The organism is Planctomicrobium aquicomposti (assembly GCF_051466325.1).
Taxonomy (GTDB): domain Bacteria; phylum Planctomycetota; class Planctomycetia; order Planctomycetales; family Planctomycetaceae; genus Planctomicrobium.
Window position 1 is genome coordinate 1,599,869 of record NZ_CP195792.1, and the last position, 24,215, is coordinate 1,624,083.

At 59.4% G+C, this 24,215-nt stretch carries 19 protein-coding genes; 13 read left to right on the forward strand and 6 right to left on the reverse strand.

Going from position 1 to position 24,215, the window contains the following annotated elements:
- Nucleotides 1-10 precede the first annotated feature (10 nt).
- Nucleotides 11-793, reverse strand: a complete 783-nt coding sequence (locus tag SH664x_RS06120; protein ID WP_437205922.1) for a (5-formylfuran-3-yl)methyl phosphate synthase — start codon at nt 791-793, stop codon at nt 11-13.
- Between the two features lie 373 nt (nt 794-1,166).
- Between SH664x_RS06120 and SH664x_RS06125 the strand changes: the two genes are divergently transcribed.
- The 4 genes from SH664x_RS06125 (at nt 1,167) to SH664x_RS06140 (ending at nt 5,259) form a co-directional block, all read left to right on the forward strand.
- A complete protein-coding gene (locus SH664x_RS06125) occupies nt 1,167-2,585 on the forward strand; it encodes a sigma-54-dependent transcriptional regulator (protein WP_437205924.1) in 1,419 nt (472 codons plus the stop codon).
- A 236-nt stretch (nt 2,586-2,821) separates the two neighbouring features.
- Nucleotides 2,822-3,781, forward strand: a complete 960-nt coding sequence (locus tag SH664x_RS06130) for an HAD family hydrolase (protein ID WP_437205926.1) — start codon at nt 2,822-2,824, stop codon at nt 3,779-3,781.
- Between the two features lie 41 nt (nt 3,782-3,822).
- Nucleotides 3,823-4,329 carry a 3-hydroxyacyl-ACP dehydratase FabZ family protein gene (locus SH664x_RS06135; protein ID WP_437205927.1) on the forward strand — a complete coding sequence of 169 codons (507 nt, stop codon included), beginning with the start codon at nt 3,823-3,825 and terminating at the stop codon, nt 4,327-4,329.
- A gap of 150 nt (nt 4,330-4,479) precedes the next feature.
- Nucleotides 4,480-5,259 carry a 3-keto-disaccharide hydrolase gene (locus SH664x_RS06140; RefSeq protein ID WP_437205929.1) on the forward strand — a complete coding sequence of 260 codons (780 nt, stop codon included), beginning with the start codon at nt 4,480-4,482 and terminating at the stop codon, nt 5,257-5,259.
- Between the two features lie 108 nt (nt 5,260-5,367).
- Here SH664x_RS06140 and SH664x_RS06145 read toward each other — a convergent pair whose 3' ends face one another.
- Together SH664x_RS06145 and SH664x_RS06150 are read right to left on the reverse strand one after the other, a co-directional pair.
- Nucleotides 5,368-6,834, reverse strand: coding sequence for a DUF1501 domain-containing protein (locus SH664x_RS06145; protein WP_437205931.1), 1,467 nt, complete (start codon nt 6,832-6,834; stop codon nt 5,368-5,370).
- Between the two features lie 6 nt (nt 6,835-6,840).
- Nucleotides 6,841-9,624 carry a PSD1 and planctomycete cytochrome C domain-containing protein gene (locus SH664x_RS06150; protein WP_437205933.1) on the reverse strand — a complete coding sequence of 928 codons (2,784 nt, stop codon included), beginning with the start codon at nt 9,622-9,624 and terminating at the stop codon, nt 6,841-6,843.
- Nucleotides 9,625-9,975: 351 nt separating this feature from the next.
- Here SH664x_RS06150 and SH664x_RS06155 point away from each other — a divergent pair, with 351 nt between their 5' ends.
- Both SH664x_RS06155 and SH664x_RS06160 read left to right on the forward strand, forming a co-directional pair.
- Entirely contained in the window at nt 9,976-10,845 is an 870-nt protein-coding gene (locus SH664x_RS06155; protein WP_437205934.1) for a hypothetical protein, read from the forward strand.
- 108 nt (nt 10,846-10,953) lie between these two features.
- Nucleotides 10,954-11,694, forward strand: coding sequence for an SDR family NAD(P)-dependent oxidoreductase (locus SH664x_RS06160; protein WP_437205936.1), 741 nt, complete (start codon nt 10,954-10,956; stop codon nt 11,692-11,694).
- 320 nt (nt 11,695-12,014) lie between these two features.
- Here SH664x_RS06160 and SH664x_RS06165 read toward each other — a convergent pair whose 3' ends face one another.
- The gene (locus SH664x_RS06165; protein WP_437205938.1) at nt 12,015-13,613 is read right to left on the reverse strand and encodes an Nramp family divalent metal transporter; all 1,599 of its coding nucleotides are present in this window, start codon (nt 13,611-13,613) and stop codon (nt 12,015-12,017) included.
- 469 nt (nt 13,614-14,082) lie between these two features.
- Between SH664x_RS06165 and SH664x_RS06170 the strand changes: the two genes are divergently transcribed.
- Complete coding sequence (locus SH664x_RS06170; RefSeq protein WP_437205939.1) at nt 14,083-15,360, forward strand: Gfo/Idh/MocA family protein; 1,278 nt, start codon at nt 14,083-14,085, stop codon at nt 15,358-15,360.
- A 100-nt stretch (nt 15,361-15,460) separates the two neighbouring features.
- Here the strand turns inward: SH664x_RS06170 and SH664x_RS06175 are convergent, their stop codons facing one another.
- Nucleotides 15,461-18,424: an MMPL family transporter gene (locus SH664x_RS06175; protein ID WP_437205940.1), complete on the reverse strand. Its 2,964-nt coding sequence runs from the start codon at nt 18,422-18,424 to the stop codon at nt 15,461-15,463.
- A 107-nt stretch (nt 18,425-18,531) separates the two neighbouring features.
- Nucleotides 18,532-18,882, reverse strand: coding sequence for a hypothetical protein (locus SH664x_RS06180; protein WP_437205942.1), 351 nt, complete (start codon nt 18,880-18,882; stop codon nt 18,532-18,534).
- 723 nt (nt 18,883-19,605) lie between these two features.
- On the opposite strand from SH664x_RS06180, the gene SH664x_RS06185 reads away from it, so the two are divergent.
- The 6 genes from SH664x_RS06185 (at nt 19,606) to SH664x_RS06210 (ending at nt 24,187) form a co-directional block, all read left to right on the forward strand.
- The gene (locus SH664x_RS06185) at nt 19,606-20,703 is read left to right on the forward strand and encodes a vWA domain-containing protein (RefSeq protein ID WP_437205943.1); all 1,098 of its coding nucleotides are present in this window, start codon (nt 19,606-19,608) and stop codon (nt 20,701-20,703) included.
- 72 nt (nt 20,704-20,775) lie between these two features.
- Nucleotides 20,776-21,339: a signal peptidase II gene (gene lspA / locus SH664x_RS06190; protein WP_437205944.1), complete on the forward strand. Its 564-nt coding sequence runs from the start codon at nt 20,776-20,778 to the stop codon at nt 21,337-21,339.
- Nucleotides 21,336-22,340 carry a tetratricopeptide repeat protein gene (locus tag SH664x_RS06195; RefSeq protein WP_437205945.1) on the forward strand — a complete coding sequence of 335 codons (1,005 nt, stop codon included), beginning with the start codon at nt 21,336-21,338 and terminating at the stop codon, nt 22,338-22,340. Before lspA ends, SH664x_RS06195 begins: the two co-directional genes overlap by 4 nt.
- Before the next feature lie 42 nt (nt 22,341-22,382).
- Nucleotides 22,383-23,279, forward strand: a complete 897-nt coding sequence (locus SH664x_RS06200) for a MotA/TolQ/ExbB proton channel family protein (RefSeq protein WP_437205946.1) — start codon at nt 22,383-22,385, stop codon at nt 23,277-23,279.
- Between the two features lie 3 nt (nt 23,280-23,282).
- Nucleotides 23,283-23,693 (forward strand): ExbD/TolR family protein, encoded by a 411-nt coding sequence (locus SH664x_RS06205; RefSeq protein ID WP_437205948.1) that lies wholly within the window; start codon nt 23,283-23,285, stop codon nt 23,691-23,693.
- Nucleotides 23,694-23,725: 32 nt separating this feature from the next.
- Nucleotides 23,726-24,187 carry an ExbD/TolR family protein gene (locus tag SH664x_RS06210; RefSeq protein WP_437205949.1) on the forward strand — a complete coding sequence of 154 codons (462 nt, stop codon included), beginning with the start codon at nt 23,726-23,728 and terminating at the stop codon, nt 24,185-24,187.
- Nucleotides 24,188-24,215 lie beyond the last annotated feature (28 nt).

Below are 24,215 nucleotides of genomic sequence, written 5' to 3' on the forward strand. Positions count from 1 at the left end.
GAGGCCGATGCTACGGAATCGCAGGCTCAAATGGGAAGCAACTCCCCTCTGCCCCCTCGGAAGAAGTCGACGGACGGCTCTCCAGCAGCGTCTGCTTCAGCTTGGTGACGGCCGCGGGATCGATTCCTCCAAGACGGGCGCCCCCGTAGCAGGCTGCTGAACGGACCCCGATGATGTCCGGTCCGAGTTCCGCCAGCGGACCAAGATCAGCGAGTTGCAACCGTCCCGCCAGTGCGCTGAGCAGGCCGGCTCGTCGAATCTCACGCAGATGACGTTGCAACTCGGACCGCGTCAGGCAACCGGTCAGTGCAGGTCCCTGCTTGCAGGCGGTATCAAACAACACCCCGACGCAGCCGGATTCAATTGCAAAGCGGATGAGTGCTTCGGGCTCGGGAGCTGCGGCTGCCTGATAATCGGCGTAGACGACGGCAATCCAGGCGGGAGGGGAGTCACTGGCAAAATGGAGATTAACCCGATCCCGCGACTCCAGCCAGCATTGCTGCCAGTCGGTGCGCCGGGACAGGCCCGCCGGTCCCAGCTTGAGAAACTGAACACCACTCACCGGGCCGTCGAGCGGTAATGGCTCGGTCCAGTCCAGCGCCTCACCACAGGCGATGCTGAGCCTGGAGGAGCTGAGCCCCCCGGAAATAGAACGGATGAGAGAGAAGTCCGCCATGCCGAGCGGGCCCCGAGTCGGGTCCTTGATATCGATCAGGTCCGCGCCCGCCTGCTCTGCCAGTCGGGCCTCGGAAAGACTGGTGACGCTCACCAGTAATTGTGGACGAGTGCACATGAGGACAGACTGTCTGGAAGTGGGGGAAGAACATTTGCAGTGGCGCGGATGATCTTCGTTCCTCGCCCCTGACCGCAAGCGTCACCGGGCGATGGGGAGTCTTCCACGCGGCCCCCGGGTCGGCAGGCGGACGTTGCTGCAGTTTGCCTACAATGCATTTGTTCAGGCAATCGGTTCGCCGGCAAACCGTTTTCTGCGGGGGAAATGGTGTTAACTGGCGTTGCGGAATCGGCTTACAAAGAATCTTTGGAATCTCGCCGAGACTCGAATTTACACGAATTCGGCATTCTGTTATCACCCGCTCGCAATCACCTTGCCTGCCCAACTGGTCAGCTTCTGGAAGAGGCTGTCTCTCAAAATACAGGACTCCGTTATGTCGTCACGGACGGACGACGCCGGTGCCAAAGTGGCCCAGCGTTTACGGCTGCTTTTCGTCGATGATGAAGCTCCCATCCGCATGGTTATGGGGAAGGAGCTGCAGAGGATCGGACATGATGTCACGGTCGTCGACGGAGGTCAGGCCGCACTGCACGCGCTGTCGGAAAGTGCTTTCGATGCCGTGATCGTTGACCTCAAGATGCCCGAGGTGGATGGCTGGGCGGTCATCGAGTCCATCAAGAAGTCCGGCGTCGACACCGACATCATTATCAGCACCGGCCACGGCGGCTTTGATGATGCCATTCGTGCCATTCGTCTCGGCGCCTACGATTTCCTTCGCAAGCCGTACAAGATCGTCGAGATCGACAGCGTTCTGAACCGGGTTTCCCAGAAACGGACACTCGCCAATCGGGCGCTCGCACTGGAGTCGGAACTGGAAACGGTTCGGGGACGGACCGAACTGGTCGGCGAAACCCCGTCGATGCTGCGCGTCAAAAAGCTGGTCGAGCGCATCGCCCCCACCGATTCCAGCGTGCTGATTCTCGGTGAAACAGGGACTGGCAAAGAACTGGTCGCCCGCAGCGTGCACGAGTACAGCAATCGGGCCAAAATGCCATTTGTGGCAGTCAACTGTGGTGCCCTCCCGGAAAACCTGGTGGAGAGCGAACTGTTCGGCCACAAGAAAGGGGCCTTTACCGGAGCCGACACCCCGCGCAAGGGTCTGATTGAAGTCGCCAACGGGGGAACTCTGTTCCTCGACGAGTTGGGCGAACTCGACAAAGCGATGCAGGTCAAACTGCTGCGGTTCCTGGAGTCGGGGGAAGTCCGACGCGTCGGGGAAAATGAAGCCTTCACCGTCGATGTGCGGGTGGTCTGCGCGACGAACCGCAATCTGGAAGACATGGTTGCCGAAGGGAAGTTCCGCGAAGACCTCTTCTTCCGTGTGAACACTTTCGAAATCCGCATTCCCCCGCTCCGTGAGCGGAAAGACGACATTCCCTCGCTGGCTCGCTTCCTGGTCGCCCGTCATATGAAGCGGGCGAGCGTCCCGGAAAGCATCCTGCCTCCTGAAACCATCGAGCTTCTGCGGTCCCACGAGTGGTCGGGGAATGTGCGTGAGCTGGCCAATGCGGTTGAGCACGCGGTCATTCTTTCCGATGGTGAAACCATTCGCCCCGAGGATCTGCCGACGAGCGTTTCCCGTCGACCGGCTTCCGGCAGCAAGCCGTTCCACATTGCCAACTTCACCCATCCGATGACCCTGCGGGAAATCGAGATGGAAGTGATTCTGCAGACGCTCGACAAGTTCCATGGCGATAAGCCGAAGACCGCCGACGAACTCGGAATCGCGCTGAAGACGCTCTACAACAAGCTGAATCAGCATCAGGCGCAGGATCAGGCACAGGCCGGCTGAAGGGAACTGGATCCCGCACTGGGCCAGTCCACTTGAACGAAATTCGTCCATCACTTGCTCCCGGGGAAGTCCATCGCACTTTCCGGGAGCATTGGCATTTCTGCTCGTTCCCCAAGCGGCAGGATGCTCTCGAATCCCCAACAGTGAGACCGACCGAGGTTTTCCTTGCGGGGGCCCGGTCCAATTGCGGATAGTAATTCGTCTTCCTTCGCTCGAACTCCTGTCACGGTGGGCTTATGTCACTGGGGCTTGCGGAATACATCGAGAAACTGGATGAACGAAAAGATCTGATCTGGCCGCAGCCGCCCGATCCTGTCCCGCTGAAAGTCTCCCCGTCGCTGGCTCCCCTTCCCAGGATCAAGGCGGTGACATGGTCCGTATACGGCACGCTGCTGAATATCGATCAGGGGATGCTGCTGCACCACCATCCCCAGGAAATCCGCATGCAGATCGCGCTGGACAAGACCATCCGCGAATTCAATATGTGGAACAGCATGTCACGAAAGCCGGGCCAGCCGTGGGAATACATGCTGCGGCAATATACAGAACTTGTAGAAGATGCCCGGCTGACATCGACCAAAAAGAGAGGCGACATTCCGGAGATCGATTCCGGCCGGATCTGGAGGAAAATTCTCGAACGGCTCGTGAAGAACGACTATGTCTGGGACGAAGCGCTTTATGGAGACCTGACCGATCTGTCGATCAAGGTGGCCTACTTCTTCCACGCCAGTCTGCAGGGCACCACCGCTGCCCCGACAGCGTGCGAAGTCCTGACGCGACTGATGCAGGCCGGAATTGCATCAGGGTTGCTCAGCGACGGGCAAATGTTCACACTGCCGCAGTTGGTCCGGAACCTTCGGCAACAGGGGCCGGTTCGACGCCCGTCCGACGTCCTTTCAATGGATCTGATTGTACTCTCCTGTCAGGCTGGATTAAAAAAGCCGTCGGAATCCCTGTTTCGACAGGCCGTTCACCAGATGCAGCAGAAAGGGATCGAGCCAGAACAGGTTCTGCATGTCAGCCACCGTCTGCAGGATGACCTTGCAGTCGCACGCAGATGCGGTTTTCATACAGCACTATTCGCCGCCGATAAACAGTGCTGCCACGTTACGGGAGCGGACGTCCGTAATCCGGAATGGAGGCCGGACCGTCTGGTCTCCAGTCTCGGTCAGATCCTGGAAATCCTCAGCATTTGACCTGCCTCATTGTCTCTGTTTGAAATACGGAATTTGATTTCATGCCCGCCGAGCCGATTTTCGACTACAAGAAATACAACTACGACAAGCCGCTGTTCAGCCTGGATGACATCCGCAAGGTCAATCCACAACGCCATGAGATGGAGCAGCTTTCCGGCATTGTCCACGTCGACACGAGCGTGCACGGTCTCATCGGCTTCAAGGACATCACCGACGACGAATTCTGGATCAAGGGGCACATGCCCGGTTTCCCGCTCATGCCGGGAGTTCTGCTGTGCGAAGCCGCTGCGCAGCTGGCCGGTTTCTATGCCCGCAAATACGACATTCTGCAGGCCGGTGATTACCTCGGCTTCGGCGGGATGACTGACGTCCGTTTCCGCGCCCCGGTGTATCCGAATTCGCGGCTGATCATTTGTGCCCGGACGACCAAGTTCAAAATCAAGCGGATGGCGCAATTCGAGTTCCAGGGATTCGTCAACGACAAGCAGGTCTACAACGGCGAGATGATCGGCGTCCCGATCAGCAGAAGCGCACGCTACGAAGACTGAACCTGAGACTGGGGCGTGGTCCCTCGTCACCGCGCGGAGTTTGGAATTGTCTCAACCGGGTCGCAGGCTGCGCGGGCACAGGCCAGAGCAACCTGCGCGAGGGGGGGCTCTGCCTCCGCATGGCGATCCGCGACTCATCCCGGTTAAGATGTGCCGAACCGACGCGACGGGCCTTTCGCCCCCGCAGCCACCCTTCCCCTGAAAGTTGTGATCGTGAATCTGTTTGTCCGCTGCGCCGCTATCGCTTTGATCTGTTTGTGTTCATCTCAGACGTGGGCAGAACAGCCCCCGCACGCCCGGATCGACGGCCAGGGTCCCGGCTGGGAAACATGGACACTCGCCAACTTTGAACGGGTCAACGGCGATGACAACACCTGGTCGATGCAGGGTGAGTCGATCCGCACGACAGGGACACCCATTGGCGTCACCCGCAGTCGCGAACAGCTCACCAACTTCGAGCTGGTGGTCGAATGGCGTCATCTGGAAGCGGGTGGCAATTCGGGCATCTTTGTCTGGGCCAGCGAGGAGGCACTGAAAGACCTCCCTCCGGGCAAGCTTCCTCCCGGGGGAATCGAGGTACAGGTGCTTGATCCCGGGTTCGCGGAGAAGTACGAAAAAGAGACCGGCAAACGAGGAACATTCTTCACATGTCACGGCGATGTCTTTGCCGTCGGGACCTCGAAAATGACGCCCTTCCCGCCGCTGTCACCGAACAAAAGCCGCAGTTTCCCGCGCAAAGAGCTGACCCGATCGACACCGGAGTGGAACCACTACTACGTCCGGGCCATCAACGGCGAAATCCGTCTGTGGGTCAACGGCGAGGAGGTCTCCGGCGGCAGTGACTGCAAGCCCAGCACGGGTTACCTCTGTCTGGAAGCGGAAGGTGCACCCGCGGAATTCCGCAATCTCCGCATCCGTAAGCTGCCGTGACCCGTTCAGGCATTCTGAATGGGAATCGGGAGCACGTTCCACACAGGCTTTGCTGTGCCAATCAGCGCGGGGAGTGCGGCACCGGGATGTTGGTCGGTAAGCCTCAATCTATGCCAGCAGTTCTTCGATGACGTGACCGTGCACATCGGTCAGTCGCCGCTCCGTCCCGTTGTGATAGTACGTCAGCCGCTCATGGTCGAAGCCCAGAATGCGGAGGATCGTCGCATTGAAATCGTAGAGCGTTCGTGGCTGCTCGACCGCTTTCCAACCGAGTTCATCAGTGGCTCCGAAGCTGAACGGGGCCTTGACTCCTGCTCCCATCAGGAAACAGGTAAAGCCGTCGATGCCGTGGTCTCGGCCGGTGCCGCTCCCCTGCATGAACGGGTTCCGTCCGAACTCCGTACACCACACCACAAGGGTCCGCTCGAGCAATCCTCGCTCTTTCAGATCCTTGAGCATGGCGGCCGTCGGCTGATCGAAAATGCGGGCATGGTGACCGTGCCACCTTTCGATTTCGAAGTGACTGTCCCAGTTGGTGCCGCCTCCCCCCTGTGATCCGCCGTTGAAGAGCTGCACGACGCGGACCTGCTGTTCGAGCAGTCGCCTCGCGAGAATACAGTTTCGCGCATAAGCGGCCTTGGTGGCATCGCTGTCGTCCGCCCCATAGGCCTTGAGCACATGCTGCGGTTCCTGCGAGAGATCCAGCAATTCGGGAATCGACAGCTGCATTCGTCCAGCCAGTTCGTAACTGGCGATCCGGGCCGCCAGCTGAGAGTCCCCCGGATAACGCTCCAGATGGCTCTCATTCAACTGCTGCAATAAGGATCGGGCTGCCCGGTCCTGCGCAGCACTGGTGGAGTGAGGCGCCAGCAGATTTCGCGGCGGCTGATCGGCGCTCAGGCTCGTTCCCTGAAAGGTAGCGGGCAAAAATCCCGAGCCCCAGTTATTCGGGCCCGCTTCCGTTCTCCCACGAGGATCCGAAATCGACACGAAAGCGGGCAGGTTCTGGTTCGGGCTCCCGAGTGCATAGGTCGTCCAGGCGCCGAGACTCGGATAGCCCTCCGCGACAAATCCGGTGGAGAGAAAATTTTCGCCTTGTGTGTGAGCGCTGCTCTTGGCGGTCAGCGAGTGAATAAAACAGATGTCGTCCGCCAGCTCCCCCAGCTGGGGAAAGAGTTCGGAGGTCATCTTGCCGCATTCCCCGCGGGGCTTGAAATCCCAGAAGGGCCGGGCCAGTTTTCCCGCCGGGCCGCCGAATGTCACCTTGGGTGCATTGGGAGCATCTTGTCCGTGGTACTTGTAGAGATCGGGCTTGTAATCAAACGAGTCGACCTGACTGACCGCTCCGGCGCAATAGATAATCAGCAGCTGATCGGCTTTCGCCGGCAGATGCGGAACACGGGGTGCGTAGGGACGCGCCGGGTCGATCACCGGGCGGTACAGCTCGCCACTCTCACTGGCCAGCAGCCCCTCCTTTGCCAACAGCTGCAACAGCGGAATGCCCGCCATGCCTGCTCCCAGCTGCGAGAGAAAGGTGCGGCGGTTGAGCAGTTGGAGGCCTTGAGGGGTCAACATGCCGGACTACTCCAGAAACAGAAACTCATTGGAATTCAATACGGCCCGGCAGACCGTCGCCAGTCCCTGTGCCTGTGCGACGTCGACACATGCCGCTCGCTCGACCTCTGTCGGCAGTCGTGAGTAGGCCGACAGGAACATCTGCGTGACCTGCTCGTTGATCTCATGCGGGTCTTCGGCTTGCAGTCGCTGGGCCCACAACTCCGCCTGCCCGCTGGTAAACGGACTGTTGAACAGATTCAGCGCCTGCAGCGGCGTGGTCGACGTCGTCCGTTTGGCGCGGACCTGTCCGCAGTCGGGGATATCGAAGGCTTTGAAGAGCCCATCGTCTGCCCCACGCACGCGAGTCAGATAGATCATTCGTCTCCATGTGTTGCGGCCCGGATTGTCGAGCGGCAGATACTCACCACCGAAGCGTTCGGTCTTAAACAGACTTGTGCCGGGCCCCCCCATGTCCTGATTGAGCGAGCCACTCAGTAGCAGCAGATTGTCGCGAATGGCCTCCGCTTCGAGTCGACGCGGAGGAAATCTCCACAGCAATCTTGAGTCCGCATCAATTGCGAGAGCCTCGGGCTGCGGACGGCTGTCCTGACGGTAGGCGCGACTGTTGCAGATCAGACGATGCAACTGCTTGATGCTCCAGCCCTTGGCAATGAATTCACTCGCCAGCCAGTCGAGGAGCGCGGGATGCGTGGGGCGTTCACCCTGAGTGCCGAAGTCACTCGGCGTCGAAACCAGCCCCGTCCCGAAATGATGATGCCAGATCCGGTTTACAAGCACCCGACTTGTGAGCGGATTCTCCGGGCTTCCCAGCCAGCGGGCGAGTGCGAGTCGACGTTCCGGATCGGTCGCAGTCACTGAGAGTTCGTAGCCACCCAGTATGTCCAATCCGCCGGGGGCGACCTCCTCCTTCGGCTGTTGCGGGTCTCCCCGCTTCAGCACATGCATGGGTGGTGGGGCCTCAAACCGGCCGGCGAATACGTAGCTGAGACGATCCAGCTGGCGCGATTTTTCGGCAAACGTTTTTTCCAGCCGCGTCTGTTCCGTGGAGATCGTCTCCTCAGAGCGAGGCTCGCTGGCGACAACCTTCCAGTTCCCCGGTTCCGTCGCGAGTTCAATGGTGTATTTCCTGGGCGATCGTCCCCCCAGACGGGAGAAATTCTTGTCGAGCCCCAGCCGGTCGCGGCAATACGCGATTCGACTGATCGTGGTCACGCGGGGAAGTTCCAGCTCCACCCACACCGGCCCCTCGGATGCGAGATTCTTCGCGATCCACAGCGATCCGCTTCCATGCACACCATCGATCAGATGTGCATCACAGCTGTCGAGTTCAGCGTTGCCTCCGCTCGTACGGACCTGCGTTCCCGCCGTTGCCAGAGCGACATTTTCTGCCGGGGCTCCGTCCGCCGTTGAGGTCCAGACCTCCAGCTCATCGACTCCGAAGGCCAGATGTTCTTTCCCGAACTCCCCCTCGGATTCGCTTACGGTGAAGCGGATCCACCGGGCGGGAGTCGGCTGAATGACTTCGGTCACGCGCGTCGGCTCTTCTTCTCGCCACACGGGCGACGTCAAAAGTTCTCGCCGAATAGAAGCCAGGTCTGCCCGCAGCCGCTGTCGGGTCGGCTCGGGGGCATCTCCGGAATTCCATTCGCGGCGATCGAACTGCAATCCGCCAAAGTTGGCAACGAGCCTGTAATAATCCCGGCTGCTGATCGGATCGAACTTATGGTCGTGACAACGGGCACAGGCCACGGTGATTCCCAACATGGCGGAGCTGACGTTCTGCACCACTTCATCAAGGCTGTTGAACCGGACTTGTGCCAGCGCTGCCGGTTCGAGTCCCACCTCTTTCGGCTCGGGGAGGGGAGGCGTAACGAGAAACCCGGTAGCGGGATCTTTGCCGAGTTGATCACCCGCCAGCTGTTCGGCAATGAACTGAGGATACGGAATGTCCTGGTTCAGCGCCTGAATGACATAATCCCGGTACGGCCACGCCATTGGCCGGATGCCGTTTTTCTCGTAACCGGCGGTTTCGGCAAAGCGAATAACATCGAGCCAGTGCTGCGCCCACCGCTCGCCATATCGAGGTGACGCCAGTAACCGGTCAACCAGCGCGGCCACTGCCTCATCATTCAGCCGGGCACTTTCCTCGGGCGTTCGGCACGCCTGCAGGAACTGCTGCAGCTCTTCGGGCGTGGGGAGCAGTCCGGTCAGATCGAGAGTGACCCGTCGCAGAAACATTCCCGGTTCTGCCTCGGGTGACATTGTCAGGCCGTGGGCCTGGAGTTCCTTCCACAGAAACGCATCCACCGGATGGCGAGCGTCAGCGGGTACCGTTGCGGGAAGGACAGGGACTTCCGCCCGGGTCAGAGGTTGAAAGGCCCAATGCGGCTGTGACGCGGGCTCGACGGGTTCCAGATCGGCAGGCCAGTCCGCCCCCTCCTGAATCCAGCGACGCATGCGCTCGATCTCTTCGGCCTTGAGGGGCTCTCCTTCGGGTGGCATTCGCGGGTCCGCCGCCGGCGCAAGCACATCGAGCAGATAACTGGCATCCGGATTGCCCGGAACAACTGCGGCACCGCTATCGCCACCACGCAGGACCGCCTCGCGTGAATCCACTCGAAGCGACGAGCGTTGCCGTTTCTGTCCGTGACATTCGAAGCACCGACGTTGCAGTAGGGGATAGATCTCGTTGCGGAAATCGACCGGTTCCCCCCGGCACACATCGACAGACAGGCAGAAAGCACTAACGATGAGCAGAATCTGAATTCGAGCTCCCGAAACCGACATGAACTGAATCGCCTTCCACTGCCTGAAGTTCGTTGCAACAAACATGTCACTGGGTGTAGGGGCCTCCTATTGTCCGGCTCTGGAGCGAGAGTTTCAATGTTTGATTAATACAGACCTTCATACAGCATAATCTTACGACGATTGTCGAGGTGCTCGAAACTCGCAGATTCTCCCACAGGAGATCTGCTTGAACTGCCTGTGTACAATCATCGTCCAGCTGGCCGATGGTTCTGGTTATCTGCTGGATCGTCTCAATTCTCGCAGCATTCGAAAGATTTTCCGGTTGTTTCGCGTCGCTGCAAACGCGAAAATTCGGGATGGGCCGGGCTTTACTCCTGTGCGAGAGTTCTGATGACCAAACACCATCGCCATCTCCTGTTGCTGACGGGCATGCTGCTGCTGAACACATGGCCGGCCACTGAGTGTGCGGCGCAGAGAGGGCTCCCCCGGCTCCCGGGAGGTTACTGGTATCAGCAGGCGCAGCAGATGCAGAACAATCAACGACAGCAGAACGTTGCTGCGCTGCGGGCGAATCTGACACAGGCGCGGGAACAACTTGCGAGGATCGAAGCCGAAGCAGAAGCAACACAGTCGGAACTGTCCGCTGCGGAAGGGGAAGTGCAGAGCCTGCGCGAAGCGGCAAAGGACAAGGAAGAAGCTCTCAAAGCCTCGAACAAGAATGTCAAAAGCCTTGAAGAGCGGATTCTCGCACAACAGCCTCCCGGATCGGAGTATGCGAAAGCCCAGCTGCGAGTCGTCGAGCTGCAGGAACAAGTCGATTCTCTGGCCCGCAAGATTCTCAACCTTCCGGCTCATTCGACCGAGGGCAAGAGTGGTCTCATGGAACGGGCCAGATTGACAGAAGCCCAGAAGGCTCGCCTGAATGCAGACCCGGAGTACTCGCAGGCTCAATCTGTCGCACAGACGGCCGCCACCAATCTGCAGCAGCTGCGGATGAAACTCTACAAAGAGAGCCGGGACTGGCAGACGGCGACTGCCGAACGGACCACCGCCCAGCAGGCAGCCAAGGCCGCGGATATCGAACTGAAAAAAGCAGAACTGGTCGCCGCCAAACACCGAAAAGCCTTGAAGTCGGCACACGACATGGCCATCCAGGCACGCGAGGTGATTGCGACGGGTGAGTTGCACCTGCAGAAGCTGGGAGCGGGAAATCCCGCCCAGAACGCTGGCAGCGGCAAAGGGAGTGCGCTAAAAAAGTAGCCCACTGCTGCAAGGAGGAGTGTGTCTGCTGCAGCTTCCGTTGCCGTTCTGCACCGGGGCCGGGCATGTTCCAGTGCAGCCAGCTTCCTCTTCACAGCGAGTTTGAATATGCCTGCAGTTGCGCTGATTACGGGGTCTGCGACAGGGGTCGGTCGGGCCTGTGCGTTGCGATTTGCCCGCGAGGGATATGACATCATTGTCAACTACACTCGTAGCGAAGCAGAAGCCCGCGAGACGGTCACACTCGTCCAGGCCCTCGGCGTCCAGGCCGAGCTTGTCCAGTGCGACGTCAGCAACGACCAGCAGGTTCGCCAGATGATCAAACAGGTGGAGGAGAAATTCGGTCGACTCGATGTGCTGGTCAACAACGCGGGAACGACCTCGTTCGTGGAGCATGACAAGCTGGAGGAAATGACCGAAGAGAAATGGGACCGTATTCTGGGGGTCAATCTGAAAGGTCCCTTTTTCGTCACGCGGGCCGCTGCGGATCTGCTGAGAAAGACTGGAAACGCCGCGGTGGTGAATATCAGCTCGGTGGCCGCACTCAGCGGACTCGGCTCTTCCATCGCCTATGCCGCCAGCAAAGGGGGCCTGAACACGATGACGAAATCGCTGGCGCGGGTGCTCGCCCCGCAGGTGCGAGTGAATGCCGTCTGTCCCGGTCCGATTGACACCCGTTGGATGCGCGCCTGGATGTCCGAAGAGCAGATTGAATCGATGACCTCGACCTACCCGATTCCGCGGGCGTCCGCACCCGAAGACATCGCCGATGTGGTCGCCTTTCTGGCATTGAAGACGTCGATGATGACGGGCCAGTGCCTCACGGTGGACGGCGGCCGGACGATGTAATCGACCTGCAGACCGCCAGTGATTGATGAACATGCAAGAAGTCCGCGCGTTTGTTCTGTTCTGGACGAGGTGCGGACTTCCTGTTTTTGCATCCGGACCGGAGCCGTGTGACGGCCGCTGCAGATCAGGCCCGTGTGGGACGTCCCATTGACACCCTCCGAGCATTGAAACAATCGATCCGTGCGCCCGTGCCACGCAGTGTTGTGCTCTGAGACCATCGCGACGGACGCTCCCGGGGAACGCGGGAAATCAAACGACTCCAGCCAGTCGACCAGCCCGACGCGGCTCCCGATGGTCACACTTGCTGCACAGGGAACGGTTCAACTCTTGAGAAATCCGAACTCATGCAGCGTTGTGATTGCCGCGATGAACAGGAAGAACGCACTCGCCAGGGCCAGCAGAATGCGTCGCCCCAGTCCGGGTCGACACTCTTTTGGCAGGAGGAGGCTGTTGACAAACAGGACGTGGAGGCAGCTGATCCCGAGTGCGTAGTTGTAAATGTTCGTGGTGATGACGAGCAGCTGTTGCGGCTGGGCTAAGGAGAGGAGAATGAGACTCACAATCGCGTGCACGCAGAGAGCGCCGAAATAGAGCTTGCCGATGTGGCGGGTATCCCACTTTCGCAGAATCGGGCTGGCAGTCCAGCCGACGTCCACCCAGCGTCTCAGCACTCCGTCGACGGTGGTGATGGCACTTGTGAACAGGACGAGGAAGCCGCAGAACATCGTCAGATACCAGAACGCCGGTCCCAGCGTCGGACCGACCGCATCGGCCACACCCTGAGCCGTCATTCCGGCAGCCACATTCTTATCGGCCGGAACCACGCCGCGAGGCAGAAACTGCATCGAGAGCATACTCGGCAGCGCCATCCCCATGAAACAGGCGGGGAGCCAGACCAGCATCTGCTCTCGTTTCACATGGCGCAGCCAGCCGGTCCAGCGGATCAGCGACTCTTTCGAGAGCAGAAAGACCTTGCCGACATGCGACAGCTTAATGGACTGCCCCCCGATGATACTGGGGATCGCTCCCACTTCCTTCCCCATCCCCCAGCCCTGATCTCGCGTGAAATTGCTGATCGGGATATTTGTCAGCCCACCGTTTCCGGCAATGGCCGCCATACTGGTAATGAAGCCGATCATCGACAGATCGATCGCCGCCATCGGATTTCCCGTCCACAGGCTGACGAAGAAGTTCTGCGTCGCTGCGGATTGATCTGGCGTTTCCACGGGGACGGAGCCGAACCGGAAGAATCCGGTCGAAATCTCGTACCACGTATCCCAGGTGGAATAACCAAACGCCAGAAACAGCAGGAAACCCATCACCACGATCAGCTTGAAAGTCATGATGATCTTCAACGAGCGATAGACCTTGCCCCCCACAAACAGGGGCATGATCACCAGGCCGTAAATGAGATAACTGGCAATTCGCAACATGCGTTCTTCGTCGACCACATTCGGATCAACCAGCCTGCCCAGGTACATCGAGACGGCCGGAATGGCGGCATTTGAAGCGAGATAGGGAAAGAACGATCCCAGATCCAGAATCAGATACAGTAGCGGCCAGAAAGCGGGACCGGGAAAAAGTCGAAACTTGCCCGTGAAGATCGGTTCACCGCAATAGAGGGTGTAGCGGCAGATCTCGATGTTGAAGATCACCTGCCCCAGAATACTGAGCGTTGCCAGCCACAGCAGTGATCCTCCGTAGCGGGCAGTGACCATCGGGCCTGTCAACCATTCGCCCCCTCCGACGGCCGCAGCCCCCAGCACCAGACCCGGACCAATCAGCAAAGGGAGTTGTCGCCAGGTAAAAATCGGAGCCGGTGAGAGTGTTCCCAACTCCCACTGGGGCATGTTCTTCATACCGGGATAGGGTGCCACGGCGTCTGGCGGCAGCGTGTCTGCCGATTCGTCGGGTGTCATGGATTTCTCGACAGCCATCGTGCCCCCATACGGTGCATGTTTGAATTCCGCCACAAAGTACGCATGAACACATCAGCATGCAAGCCTGCCATTACAGTGGCATTACTGAAACAGACGATCTCATGAAGACTTTGGATCTTGGCGCTCTTCACGCTGGGAAGTGTCAGTCTGGGGAGCGCGTCAATGCGTGGATCACCCTGCGAGGGGAACGTCTCTTGCCTGGCAGAGCCTTCCTGCGACAACGGTCATCCCGGCTCATTCGGTTCCAAGCCGATCCGCCCAACGTCTATAATGAACGTCTATAATGGAACAGAGTCAGCGCCAGGGAGTGAGCCTCCCGGGTAACATCGTCATGCAGCCGTTCGCTGAACAGACAGACAGCAGGCGGTGGGAGATGCTGCACCCCGTGGCTTGCGACTCAGCAGGGCGGTTTCCGGAACGCGTCATCGGAATCGAGGATCAGCGCATCATGGCCCGACTGAATCGAAGAACTTTTCTGAAAGCATCGACTGCGCTCTTTGCCGCACCGACGATCATCCCCAGCACCTGCTTTGGTGCCAATGAACGGGTGACGCTCGGCTGCATCGGCGTGAAGGGACGAGGCAGGGCGGTGATGAGTGATTTCGGCAAGGCCGGTTCACGAATTGCCGCCATCTGTGACGTCGACTCCGATGTCCTCAATCGCGCGTTGAGTGAGAAACAGAAATGGGAAGATTACACCCCCAAAGGTTACGACGACTATCGTCGACTTCTCGATCAGAAAGACATTGATGCCGTCATGATCGCCACACCGGACCACTGGCATGCGCTCATGACCATTGGGGCCTGTGAGGCGGGCAAAGATGTCTATTGCGAAAAGCCGCTGACTCTGACGATTGCCGAAGGGCGACGGATGGTCCAGGCGGCCCGCGACAACCAGAAGATTGTGCAGACCGGCTCTCAGCAGCGTTCCATGGAGGGATTCTGGAAGGCCACCACTCTGGTCCGCAACGGTGCCCTCGGGACCCTGCAAAGAATTCTGGTCGGCATTCCGCGCACGAATGCTCCGAAGACGATGCCCCCCGATTCCGATCCGCCGGCCAATCTCAACTACGACATGTGGCTCGGCCCGGCGCCGTGGCGTCCCTACAACGAAAACCGGGTCCACTACAATTTCCGCTTCTGGTGGGATTACTCCGGGGGACAGATTACCAACTTCGGCGCGCACAACCTGGACATTGCCCACTGGGCACTCGACCTCGATAACGGGGGCCCTTCGGAGGTGGAAGCGACTGCCACGTTCAACAAGGACAATCTCTTCGAAGTGACTGAGACCTGCCGGGTCACATATAAATATCCGAATAACGTGGAAGTGATCCTCGGGCAGTTACAACAGGACATTCCCAATGGAGTGACATTCGAAGGAACCAAAGGGAGCATCTTCGTCACGCGGACTGCCCTCAAAAGTACACCAGAAGAGATTGTGCAGCAGGATGTCTCCACTCTGCCCATTCAGCTGCTCAAAAGCACAGACCACGTCCAGAACTTCCTCGACTGCGTGAAGTCCCGCGAACTGCCAATCTGCGATGTCGAAATCGGCCATCGCACGGCGACCGTGTGCCATCTGGGAAATATCGCGATTCGCCTCGGACGTTCCCTGAAATGGGATCCGCAGACGGAACAGATCCTTAATGATCCAGAAGCACAGCGGATGACCGATCGGGCTTACCGGGCTCCCTGGACCCACGACGGCAAGCCGGTTTCGTGAGGGGTCGCGGCGGCATTTTCGCCGGACACAGCGCCTGCTGAACGGGACACCGGCAAGAGCGCCCAGTGCTTGACGAAGGACACTTCGCCAAGTGGCGCGCTCAGGCGATGATTTTCGCCGGTCCGGCAGGCTTCATCGGGACAATCGGAAGCTCATCATCCGCCTCGTCAACGATCAACGGGCTGGACTGAGGAGGCCGATTGCGCGTCATCCAGCTGAGAATCGATGGCAGCAACACCATCGAAATGAACAACGAGCAGCTGAGGCCGACGACCAGGACCAGTCCCAGACTGACCAAACCGCGGTGCGCCGCCAGGATCATGCTGCCGAACCCCATGATCGACGTCACCGAGGTCAGTACGACCGCGTTCATCGTCGCCGACGACATTTCGTATCGTCCGCTTTGGGTCCGGTAATTGTGGATCACGTAGACCCCACTGTCGACACCCATCCCCAGAATCAGCGGAAGCACGATCAGGTTCGCCGGATTCAGGTCGATATCGAGCATGCTGAGAATTCCAAACAACAGCAGCATTCCGGCCATCGGAGGCAGAAACGCCAGCACCGCTTCCAGAAATCCGCGTCGATCAAAAAGCAGCGCCACCACCAGACTGACCACGACGGCGACATAGAGGACGGGCAGGGGATCGGTCCGTTCGCCGATCAGCCACATCGCGAAGGCCGCAGCACCGGCAGCCGCCGTGAAGGCAAACATCAGGACACCGGAACTAAGCGTATTCATCAGCAGAATCAGGATGATCGCGACAAAGGCGTAGCAGGCGGCATCGCGATAACTCCGCTCGATCTGCATGGCTGCTTCAAGATTCTGCACCGGCGTTCCCGTCACCTCCGGATCAACAGTCCTGAGCGTTGTCACGAAGTCCCGCAGTGGCGCTTCATCCCAGATCTCCTGCACCGGATAAATCCGCAGCAGCCAGTCTCCCTCATCCGAGATGAAGCGACTGCGAACGGCCTCGGGGAAGTCGGCGGGACCGACCGGCTCCGGCTGAGACACTTCCGCCAGCATTTCAAACTGACGCTGCAGAGAGACCTTCATTCCCTGCTGATACCCGGTGAGTAGTTGAACCTGATACTCCAGCGGCATCTGCTCGAGTCCATTCAGCACCTGGTCCAGGATGCCCGCGGCACGCTGGGCATTCGGCTCGGGCAGTTCTTTTAAGGTGGTATGCAATCGCTCCAGTGCCTGACCGACGGCGGCCGGATTGATCGGAGCGGTTTCCTCTCCTCCCGGCTTTAACTGTCCCAGCTGCGCATGGATGGAGCGAACCAGCAGATTCGTTTCCGCTGCCGGGAACGGGGGGAGAGCCGATGCAAGTTCCTCCACGCGGGAGACCGTCGGCAGCTCCAGAAACTTTTCTTTCATCAATCGTGCCTGCTCCGGGCTGTCGGCAAGCGAGACCGCATACAGCAGCGAGCCGTTTGTCGCCTCGGAAATGCGATGCTGCAGCTCGACCGACTCGAGTCCTTCCCCCTGCAGGTTCAGCAGGTTGTAATCGTATCGGACTCGGGAGACGACTCGACCGTTACGCAGCTCGAAGGCCTGACTGCCAATCGCCAGAATCAGGAGGAGTGAACCCACAGTGACCAGGCGGGGATAGTCCCGGATGAGAAGCCGCAGCGGAGTTCCGGCAAACGGAGTCGGAATCGTCCGACCATCGATATTTTTATCAGCAATCGCCAGCAGCGGTGGCAGCACCAGAATCGTGGCCACCGCACAAATGAGAACACCTCCTCCGGCAATCAACCCGAGTTCGACGATCCCCAGAAAGTCGGTGAACATCGCGCAAAGAAATGCGAGAGTCGTGGTGATGGCTGCGGTGAGAATCCCCAGCCCCAGTTCTCCCGCCGTTTCAACGAGTGCCGGCTTCAGGGCAATGCCGCTCCGTCGCTGATGGACGTAATGAGAGATAAAGTGCACGCTGAAGTCGATCCCCATCCCGATCAGAATGGCTGCGAAAGAAACAGACAGAATGTTCAGGTGCCCGACGGTAAAGTAGGTGAACGCCAGTGACCACAGAATGCCGACCGCCAGCATCACCATCGCAATCAGCGGATGCCGGAAGCCTCGCAACCCCAGCAGCAGAATGATCGCGACCCCGACCGCCGAGACGATCGATGACATCGTCATATCGGACTGTGACTGAGCCATCTCATCCGCCTCGAGAATGGGAACGCCCGTCAACCCGATGTGCACCGCCGGGGCCGAATTCTGGACGTCACGGACAATCTCACGCAGGCGATTCAGTCCCGCGGACTGACCGGAAAAGTTGCCCGACAGGTCGCGCACGATGGCCAGCACAAAACCCATTCGGCCGCCATCGACCAGCAGCGAATTGGATTGATTCGCCTGTGCCTGGGGGAACGCGGAGGGGGAAACGACTTCCGGCCAGGGGGACTGGAAATCCCCCGGTTGCTGCAGAAACTGCCCCAGACTCGCGCTGAAACGCTGCGTTTGTGCAATCGCTGCAGCGAGATCGTCGGTGGCGTTGTCACGCGTGCATAACTGAATGTATTCGGAGAGCCGCTGAGCGTACGATTCAATCCCTGCCCGTTCCCAATGCCCGGATAGGACAGGACCGTACATTTGCAACAGCGACTGCGCCTGTTCGAGGTCTGCCGGCTTCAGATATTGCAATCCCTTGCGGCGAAGTTCGGTATTCTGATCCTGATACAGGACTCGTTCGAATAACTCTGGCTGTGACTCCAGTTTCTCTCCCAGGAGCTGAACGACGGGTGCCACATCGGCCGCACCTCGGCCTTCGACAACGAGCACGACATCCGCGTCATCACCGAACTTTTCCGTGTAGCGGAGCCAGCGCTGCTGGTAGGGAGCAGCGGGATCAATCAGATCCGAACGGTTCGTTTTGAATTTCAGTCCCTGAATCGAGATGACCGACAGGACTGTCGTCACGACGGCCACGATGCCGATCGTCAGCCAGGGGCGCCAGCAGGTGATGCGGGTCAACAATTGCATGGTGCCGGCAATGAAGCCGGCCTGTCCGGAAGCTGAACCGGAAACTTCGTGCTGGTTGTGTTCCACCATTTGCCGACAATCCGCGGACCGAAGATCTCTGAAAAACTATTGCCGGAACAAGTACGATCTCGGACTGCGCCGGTTCCCTGTGACTCTCTGCTTCCCAGCCGAGAGGGCTATCCTTCCGGGATTTCCGGAGGAAGAAAATCATCGCAGTCAAACTGCCGGAGTGTGGTCTGCAGCAGCTGACTCCGTTCACCGGCGTTAAAGCCGCAGGTCACCCCCAGAATGACACACCCCAGCACGACGCAGGCCACTTCGACAACGCGCATCGGGAGTTGAAACTCCTTCATGTCCGCGAAGAATTCATTGGCACTGCAGACCTCGCCAAATTTCCGTCCCTGATACAGCAACTCGACCCCGCGCAGGTCCTGGCTCCAGTCATAGTCGAACGGACCATATTCCGTACGACGATGGATGACCCAGAACTGGGTTTCGCAAAACCGAAGCCCATGGGAAGCCTGCACGCTGTCTCCTGTAATTCTGGGATGAGGTCGAGGACCCGTCCGGGTTCCGGACAGGAATGGCGAACGCCGTCAGGACTTTCGCCTCGGCAGCCAATTCCGATTGTCAGCTGTCGCGGACTGTCGGGCCAGTTGCCGGGGCGAACCGCTTAAAGATACGGGGGGATTTCAATTTGGGAAAGAGGGGGTCCGGACCCATGAGGATTCGGCTCACGCATCGGCAGAATCAGCGAATGTGCATGTTGACGTGATTTCTGTCTGTTCGATGTGTACTGGAATCTGCTCACAGTCCGCCCTGAGAACAGGAAACCCCTGCGGCAAAATGGCTTACAGCAGCTCACCTTTGATCGCACGCTGCTCGCCGGGCGGAATCAGGCGCTCGCTGCCTCAGAAATCTTGCTTCGGCTGTGGGGAAAGAAGTTATCGGCCATTTGCCTCAACCCTCCCGAATGGCCACCGGATTGCCGCAGGTTGGGGAGACCCGCACTGGCCAACCAACTCCAAGTCAGACGTCGGGGTTGCCGCTGTGTCGGTCGTCCGAAAGGCATCCACCCGGAGAAACTCCACATTGCCCGATACACCAATCACTTATAAACTGAGATGAGCGCCGAATGCTGGCTCAGCTCCAGTCTCTGCCGCCCGATTGACCATCCCCATCCCAGGTGGCCTCACGATGTTCCTGTTCCCTTTGAGTGCCTCAGAACACTCTGCGTTCCCTCCGCCGTGATGAAAATCGATTCATCTCCTCTGGTTCCGCACTCCCCCGAAGACTGGCTTCGCCCGGTCGCGACGCGGAATTCTTACGCCAGTTGGGCCGGGTCGGTGCTATTTCACGGTTTGCTGGCACTACTGATTCTCCAGCTGGCGCGATCTCCGGGTTGTCGGGGAGATTTCGGAGGAGAAGGGGGCGAATCGTTTCGTTCTGTCGGCATTCACTTCGGCGATCCTGGCGGAGGAGGGACCGGAGGAGGAAACGGGAACGACCTGCCTGAAAGTCCATCCCCTGTTGACACAAAACCCCCTTCAGCGACATCTCCCCTCACTGTGGCCCCCTCCCCCTTGGCGGAAGCTCCTCCTGTTTCGCTTCAGCTTCCGGAACTGGGGACAACGTTCCCTGCGGTGATTGGTGCAGGACCACCGGCACCCGCCATTGCTGAACTGGGTGAACAGTTTTTACGGCCTGCCTCTGGAACAGGGCCCTCCGGCGCGGGAAAAGGGACCGGAACCGGCAGCGGCCAGGGGGGCGGAGGGGGAACGTCGTTCATCGGCATTCGTGACGTCGGGACCAAGTTTGTTTACGTCATCGACCGCTCCGCCAGCATGGCCACGGATAACGCCCTGCAGGCCGCGAAAAATGAATTGCAGGCCAGTCTTTCACGACTCAGTGAAACGCAGCAGTTTCAGGTCATTTTCTACAACAACGAACATGTGATGCTGGATCCTCGCGGCGGGCGCGGGGGACTGTTCTGGGGAACCGATGCTCAACGGCTCGTGGTGACGCAGCAACTGGCCACCATCCTCCCCGAGGCAGGAACACAGCATCTTCCCGCACTGCTCACCGCCTTGTCCCTTAACCCGGATGTCATCTACCTGCTGACGGACGGTGCCGCCGAATCGGTGCTGTCGTCCGGTGACTTTGCGCTGGTCAGACGCGAAAATCGACGGAAGACCCGAATTCACTGTGTCGAGTTCGGGCGAGGCCGGAAGTCAGCGCTGGGAGACGCCGGGAACTTTCTAAAGAAATTGGCCGCGGAGCATCAGGGACAATACATTTACCGCGACATCTCCGCCGGTTTGGGCGGTGAGACGCGCACACAGGAATAGGGTCGCCGCAAGCAGCGCTCCCTCACAACGGGATCGCCCCCTGCACTCCATCGAAAGAGTACGGAATTCGTCATGATGCAGCCTGTCCCACAAGGACTCTCACAAGCAACTCGCTGGATCGGATTGATCTGCGTGGTGGCGGCGGTCGTTCTCGTTGACCAGCTGACCAAGGTCTACGCTACGACACACTGGAAGGACCAGCCTCCCCTCATCTATCTGAACGATCTGTTCCGCATTCAATACGCCGTCAACACCGGAGCGTTTCTCAGTCTGCTGGCAGGCAACCCCGCGGCGACCTTCTGGGTGCTCACCGTTCTCAACAGTGTGATGCTGCTGGCGGTCACGTGGTATCTTTTGAAATCGGAACGTCTCACCTGGCTGATGTTCCTCCCCTGGGCTCTGATTCTCGCCGGAGGAATCGGTAATCTGATTGACCGCATTCGCTTCGGCCACGTCATCGACTTCATGAATCTGGGCATCGGGTCGCTGCGGACCGGAATCTTCAACGTCGCCGATATCGCCATCACCGCCGGCTTTCTGTTCTTCCTGCCGATCATGTTCCGCAGTGAACCGAAGCCGGAAGACCCGAAATCGGCCGCAGCCCCTGCATCCGCTCCTGTGACGACGAGTACATGATCGACCTTCACCACCTCCGATGCGCGCTGCTGATTTGCCTCGTCAGCAGTCTCTGCTGCGCGGAAGATCGGGTCAGCTACACGCCGGCGGAAGGGAAGCGGCCGATCACACTCGTGGGCGAAGTTCTCGATGTCACCGGTCGGCAGGTGATTATTCAAACGGCCAACAACGCGAAGCAGTCGCTTCCGATTGCCACGGTGCAGGGGATCGAAACGATCTACCAGCCCGCCCACTTAAGAGGGATTGAGCAACTGGAGCTGGGAGAGTCACAGGCAGCCCTCGCTTCGTTTCGTGAAGCGGTTCGCAGCGAACCACGGCAGTGGGTTCAGCGAGACATCCTCGCGTGGATGATCAAGGCCGCGCAGCGTGAACAGAATCTGGCTGTGGCCCTGGAGTGCTTTCGCGAGATCATTCGCACCGACCCCACCACGCGTCACTGGGAGCAGGCGCCGCTGATCTGGACTCCGCAGCCGCTGCCGGAGTCGATTCGGTCCGACGCCCGGATCTGGTTAATGGGACACAGTCCGACAGACCGCCTTCTGGGAGCCAGCCTGCTGTTGCAGGACCCCGCCTATGCCCAGCAGGCCGAGAAACGCCTGCGTGAACTTTCTCAGGATGAGAACGGGTCGGTGGCGGCGTTGAGCAAAACACAATTGTGGCGGCTCGGTCTGGCCGCTGCGGAGCCCAGCGAACCCGAGCTGGAAAGCTGGAAGCGTCAAATCGAGTCGCTGCCGCGCGAGCTGCGGAGCGGCCCTCAGGCATTGCTGGCACGGGGCTATGAGCTGCGGGGACTGTCGCGACGAGCAGCTGCCGAAGCGTTATGGATTCCACTGGTCTACCCCGAGAACGAACTGCTGGCAGCGCGAGCGTTATTCGATGCCGGCTCGACACTCGAACGGACCGGGTTGACCTCTGAAGCTGAAAACTTATTCCGCGAGCTGCAGCAACGCTATCCGTGGTCACGCGAAGCAGCGCTCGCCCGGTCGAAACGCCCGTCATAACGGAAGACGGAGCGCGAACAAGGCCTTTCACGGATGAATCACGTGCCTTTACACACCTCAACTCCGCTCGCGCCGACCGACGCGCCACTCGCTGCCTGTGAATCGGCGCGGTCCGCTTGCGGTGCTTCCTGCAAGCGCTCTGTCGCTCATTCCGGTGCGGAAAGTCGTCGCCAGATCTGGCCTCTGTTGCGAACCGTCGGATTGACCGTTGTGACGGGACTGGCTGTCTGTCGGCCACTGCTGGCTGCCGAACATGCCCCGATTATGCAGGAAGGGTCGTTAAATGTCCGTGCGCTGCTGCAGGCCGGCGGGGCCATCGGATATCTGACGATCGGCGTCAGCGTCGCCATGATGGCACTGATTATCGAGCACCTGCTCACCATTCGCCGGGCTGTGATTTGCCCCCGTCCACTCGCAGAGGAACTGCATCAACAATTGTCGACCGGACAGCTTTCCGCTGCCGAGCAGCTCTGCCGGAAGAGACCGACATTCCTTTCGTTTCTGGTGCTCGCGGGTCTTCGTCAGGCCCCATTTGGTTACGCCGCAGTCGAGAAGGCAATGGAGGACACCGCACTGGAACAGGCTGCAAGGCTGTCGCGCAAAGTGGAGTACCTGTCCGCGATCGGCGCACTGGCCCCCATGCTGGGGCTCATGGGAACGGTCTGGGGGATGATTCAGGCGTTTGCCGAATTTGCGGCCAAGTCGAATCCGACACCCGCTGACTTTGCCCCCTCGATCTCGGAAGCCCTCGTCACGACGCTGTTCGGTCTGGTCGTCGCGGTGCCGGCTCTCGCAGCCTACACCTGGTTCCGGAATCGGGTTGATGAAGTGGTGTCGGAGGCTTCTCTGACAGCTGAGCAGGTGATGTCTCCGCTGCGTCGCGGCATCGCAGCCAAACCCAAAACTCCCGCTCCCACCAGCGCAGCAGGAGCCCCCTGAACCATGCGTTCGCCGCTTCCCCCGCGTCCCCGGGTGATTCAGTTCAACATCACGTCGATGATCGACGTCGTGTTTCTGCTGGTGATTTTTTTTCTGGTGACATCCCACTTCTCCCGCAACGATGGGGGACTCGATGTCAACCTGCCCGCAGCGGGAAAAACGACCGAAGAACTTGAACCGCGGCGTCTGACCATCACCGTCGATGCCCAGGGAATTTACTCCGTCCATGGCCAATCGGTCTCCTTGGCGGAGATCGAATCACTCATCGCGGCTGAAGCGGGGGATGATCCCGCCGGTCTGGCTATTCGGATCCGTGGAGACCGGGCTGCACACTATCAACAGATCGAGCCCATTCTCCTCAGCTGTGCGAAGCATGGAGTCACCCGGTTCGGTTTCAACGTCATTCAGAAATAAACACAGGTCTTCCATAACAGGCCCGACAGCAAGTGCGTCCTCCAGTTGCCACTCATCGACCCGCCGGCATCAACGTCATGACCGCCATGACGCCGATGATCGATGTCGTGTTCAACCTGCTGATCTTTTTTATCGTCAGCATTTCGATGAATGCCCCCGAGTCACTGTTGCCGGCGAATCTGTCGGCTTCCGGAAGCGTGCCTGCGGCGGTCGCGGTGACACCGGCCGACGCGTCTCCGCGCGTGGACATCTGGCTGCAGATCCAGGTCGATGAGGCGGGCAAAACAGTCGTCGACATGAATGGGACGCTCCACACCGACCGGGAACTGCTCAAATCTCAGCTCATGCTGCTCGGAAATGCCGGTCCTGAAAACCCGATCATTCTCAAAATTCAGCCCGCCGTCCCGCTCGCAGATCTTGTCGATGTTTACGACACCTGTCAGCTGGCCGGGTTCGAGTCCGTCAGCTTCGCCGCCTCCGCACCGGCACCCTGAGGAACACTCTCGTGCAGGGCTGCGCTGG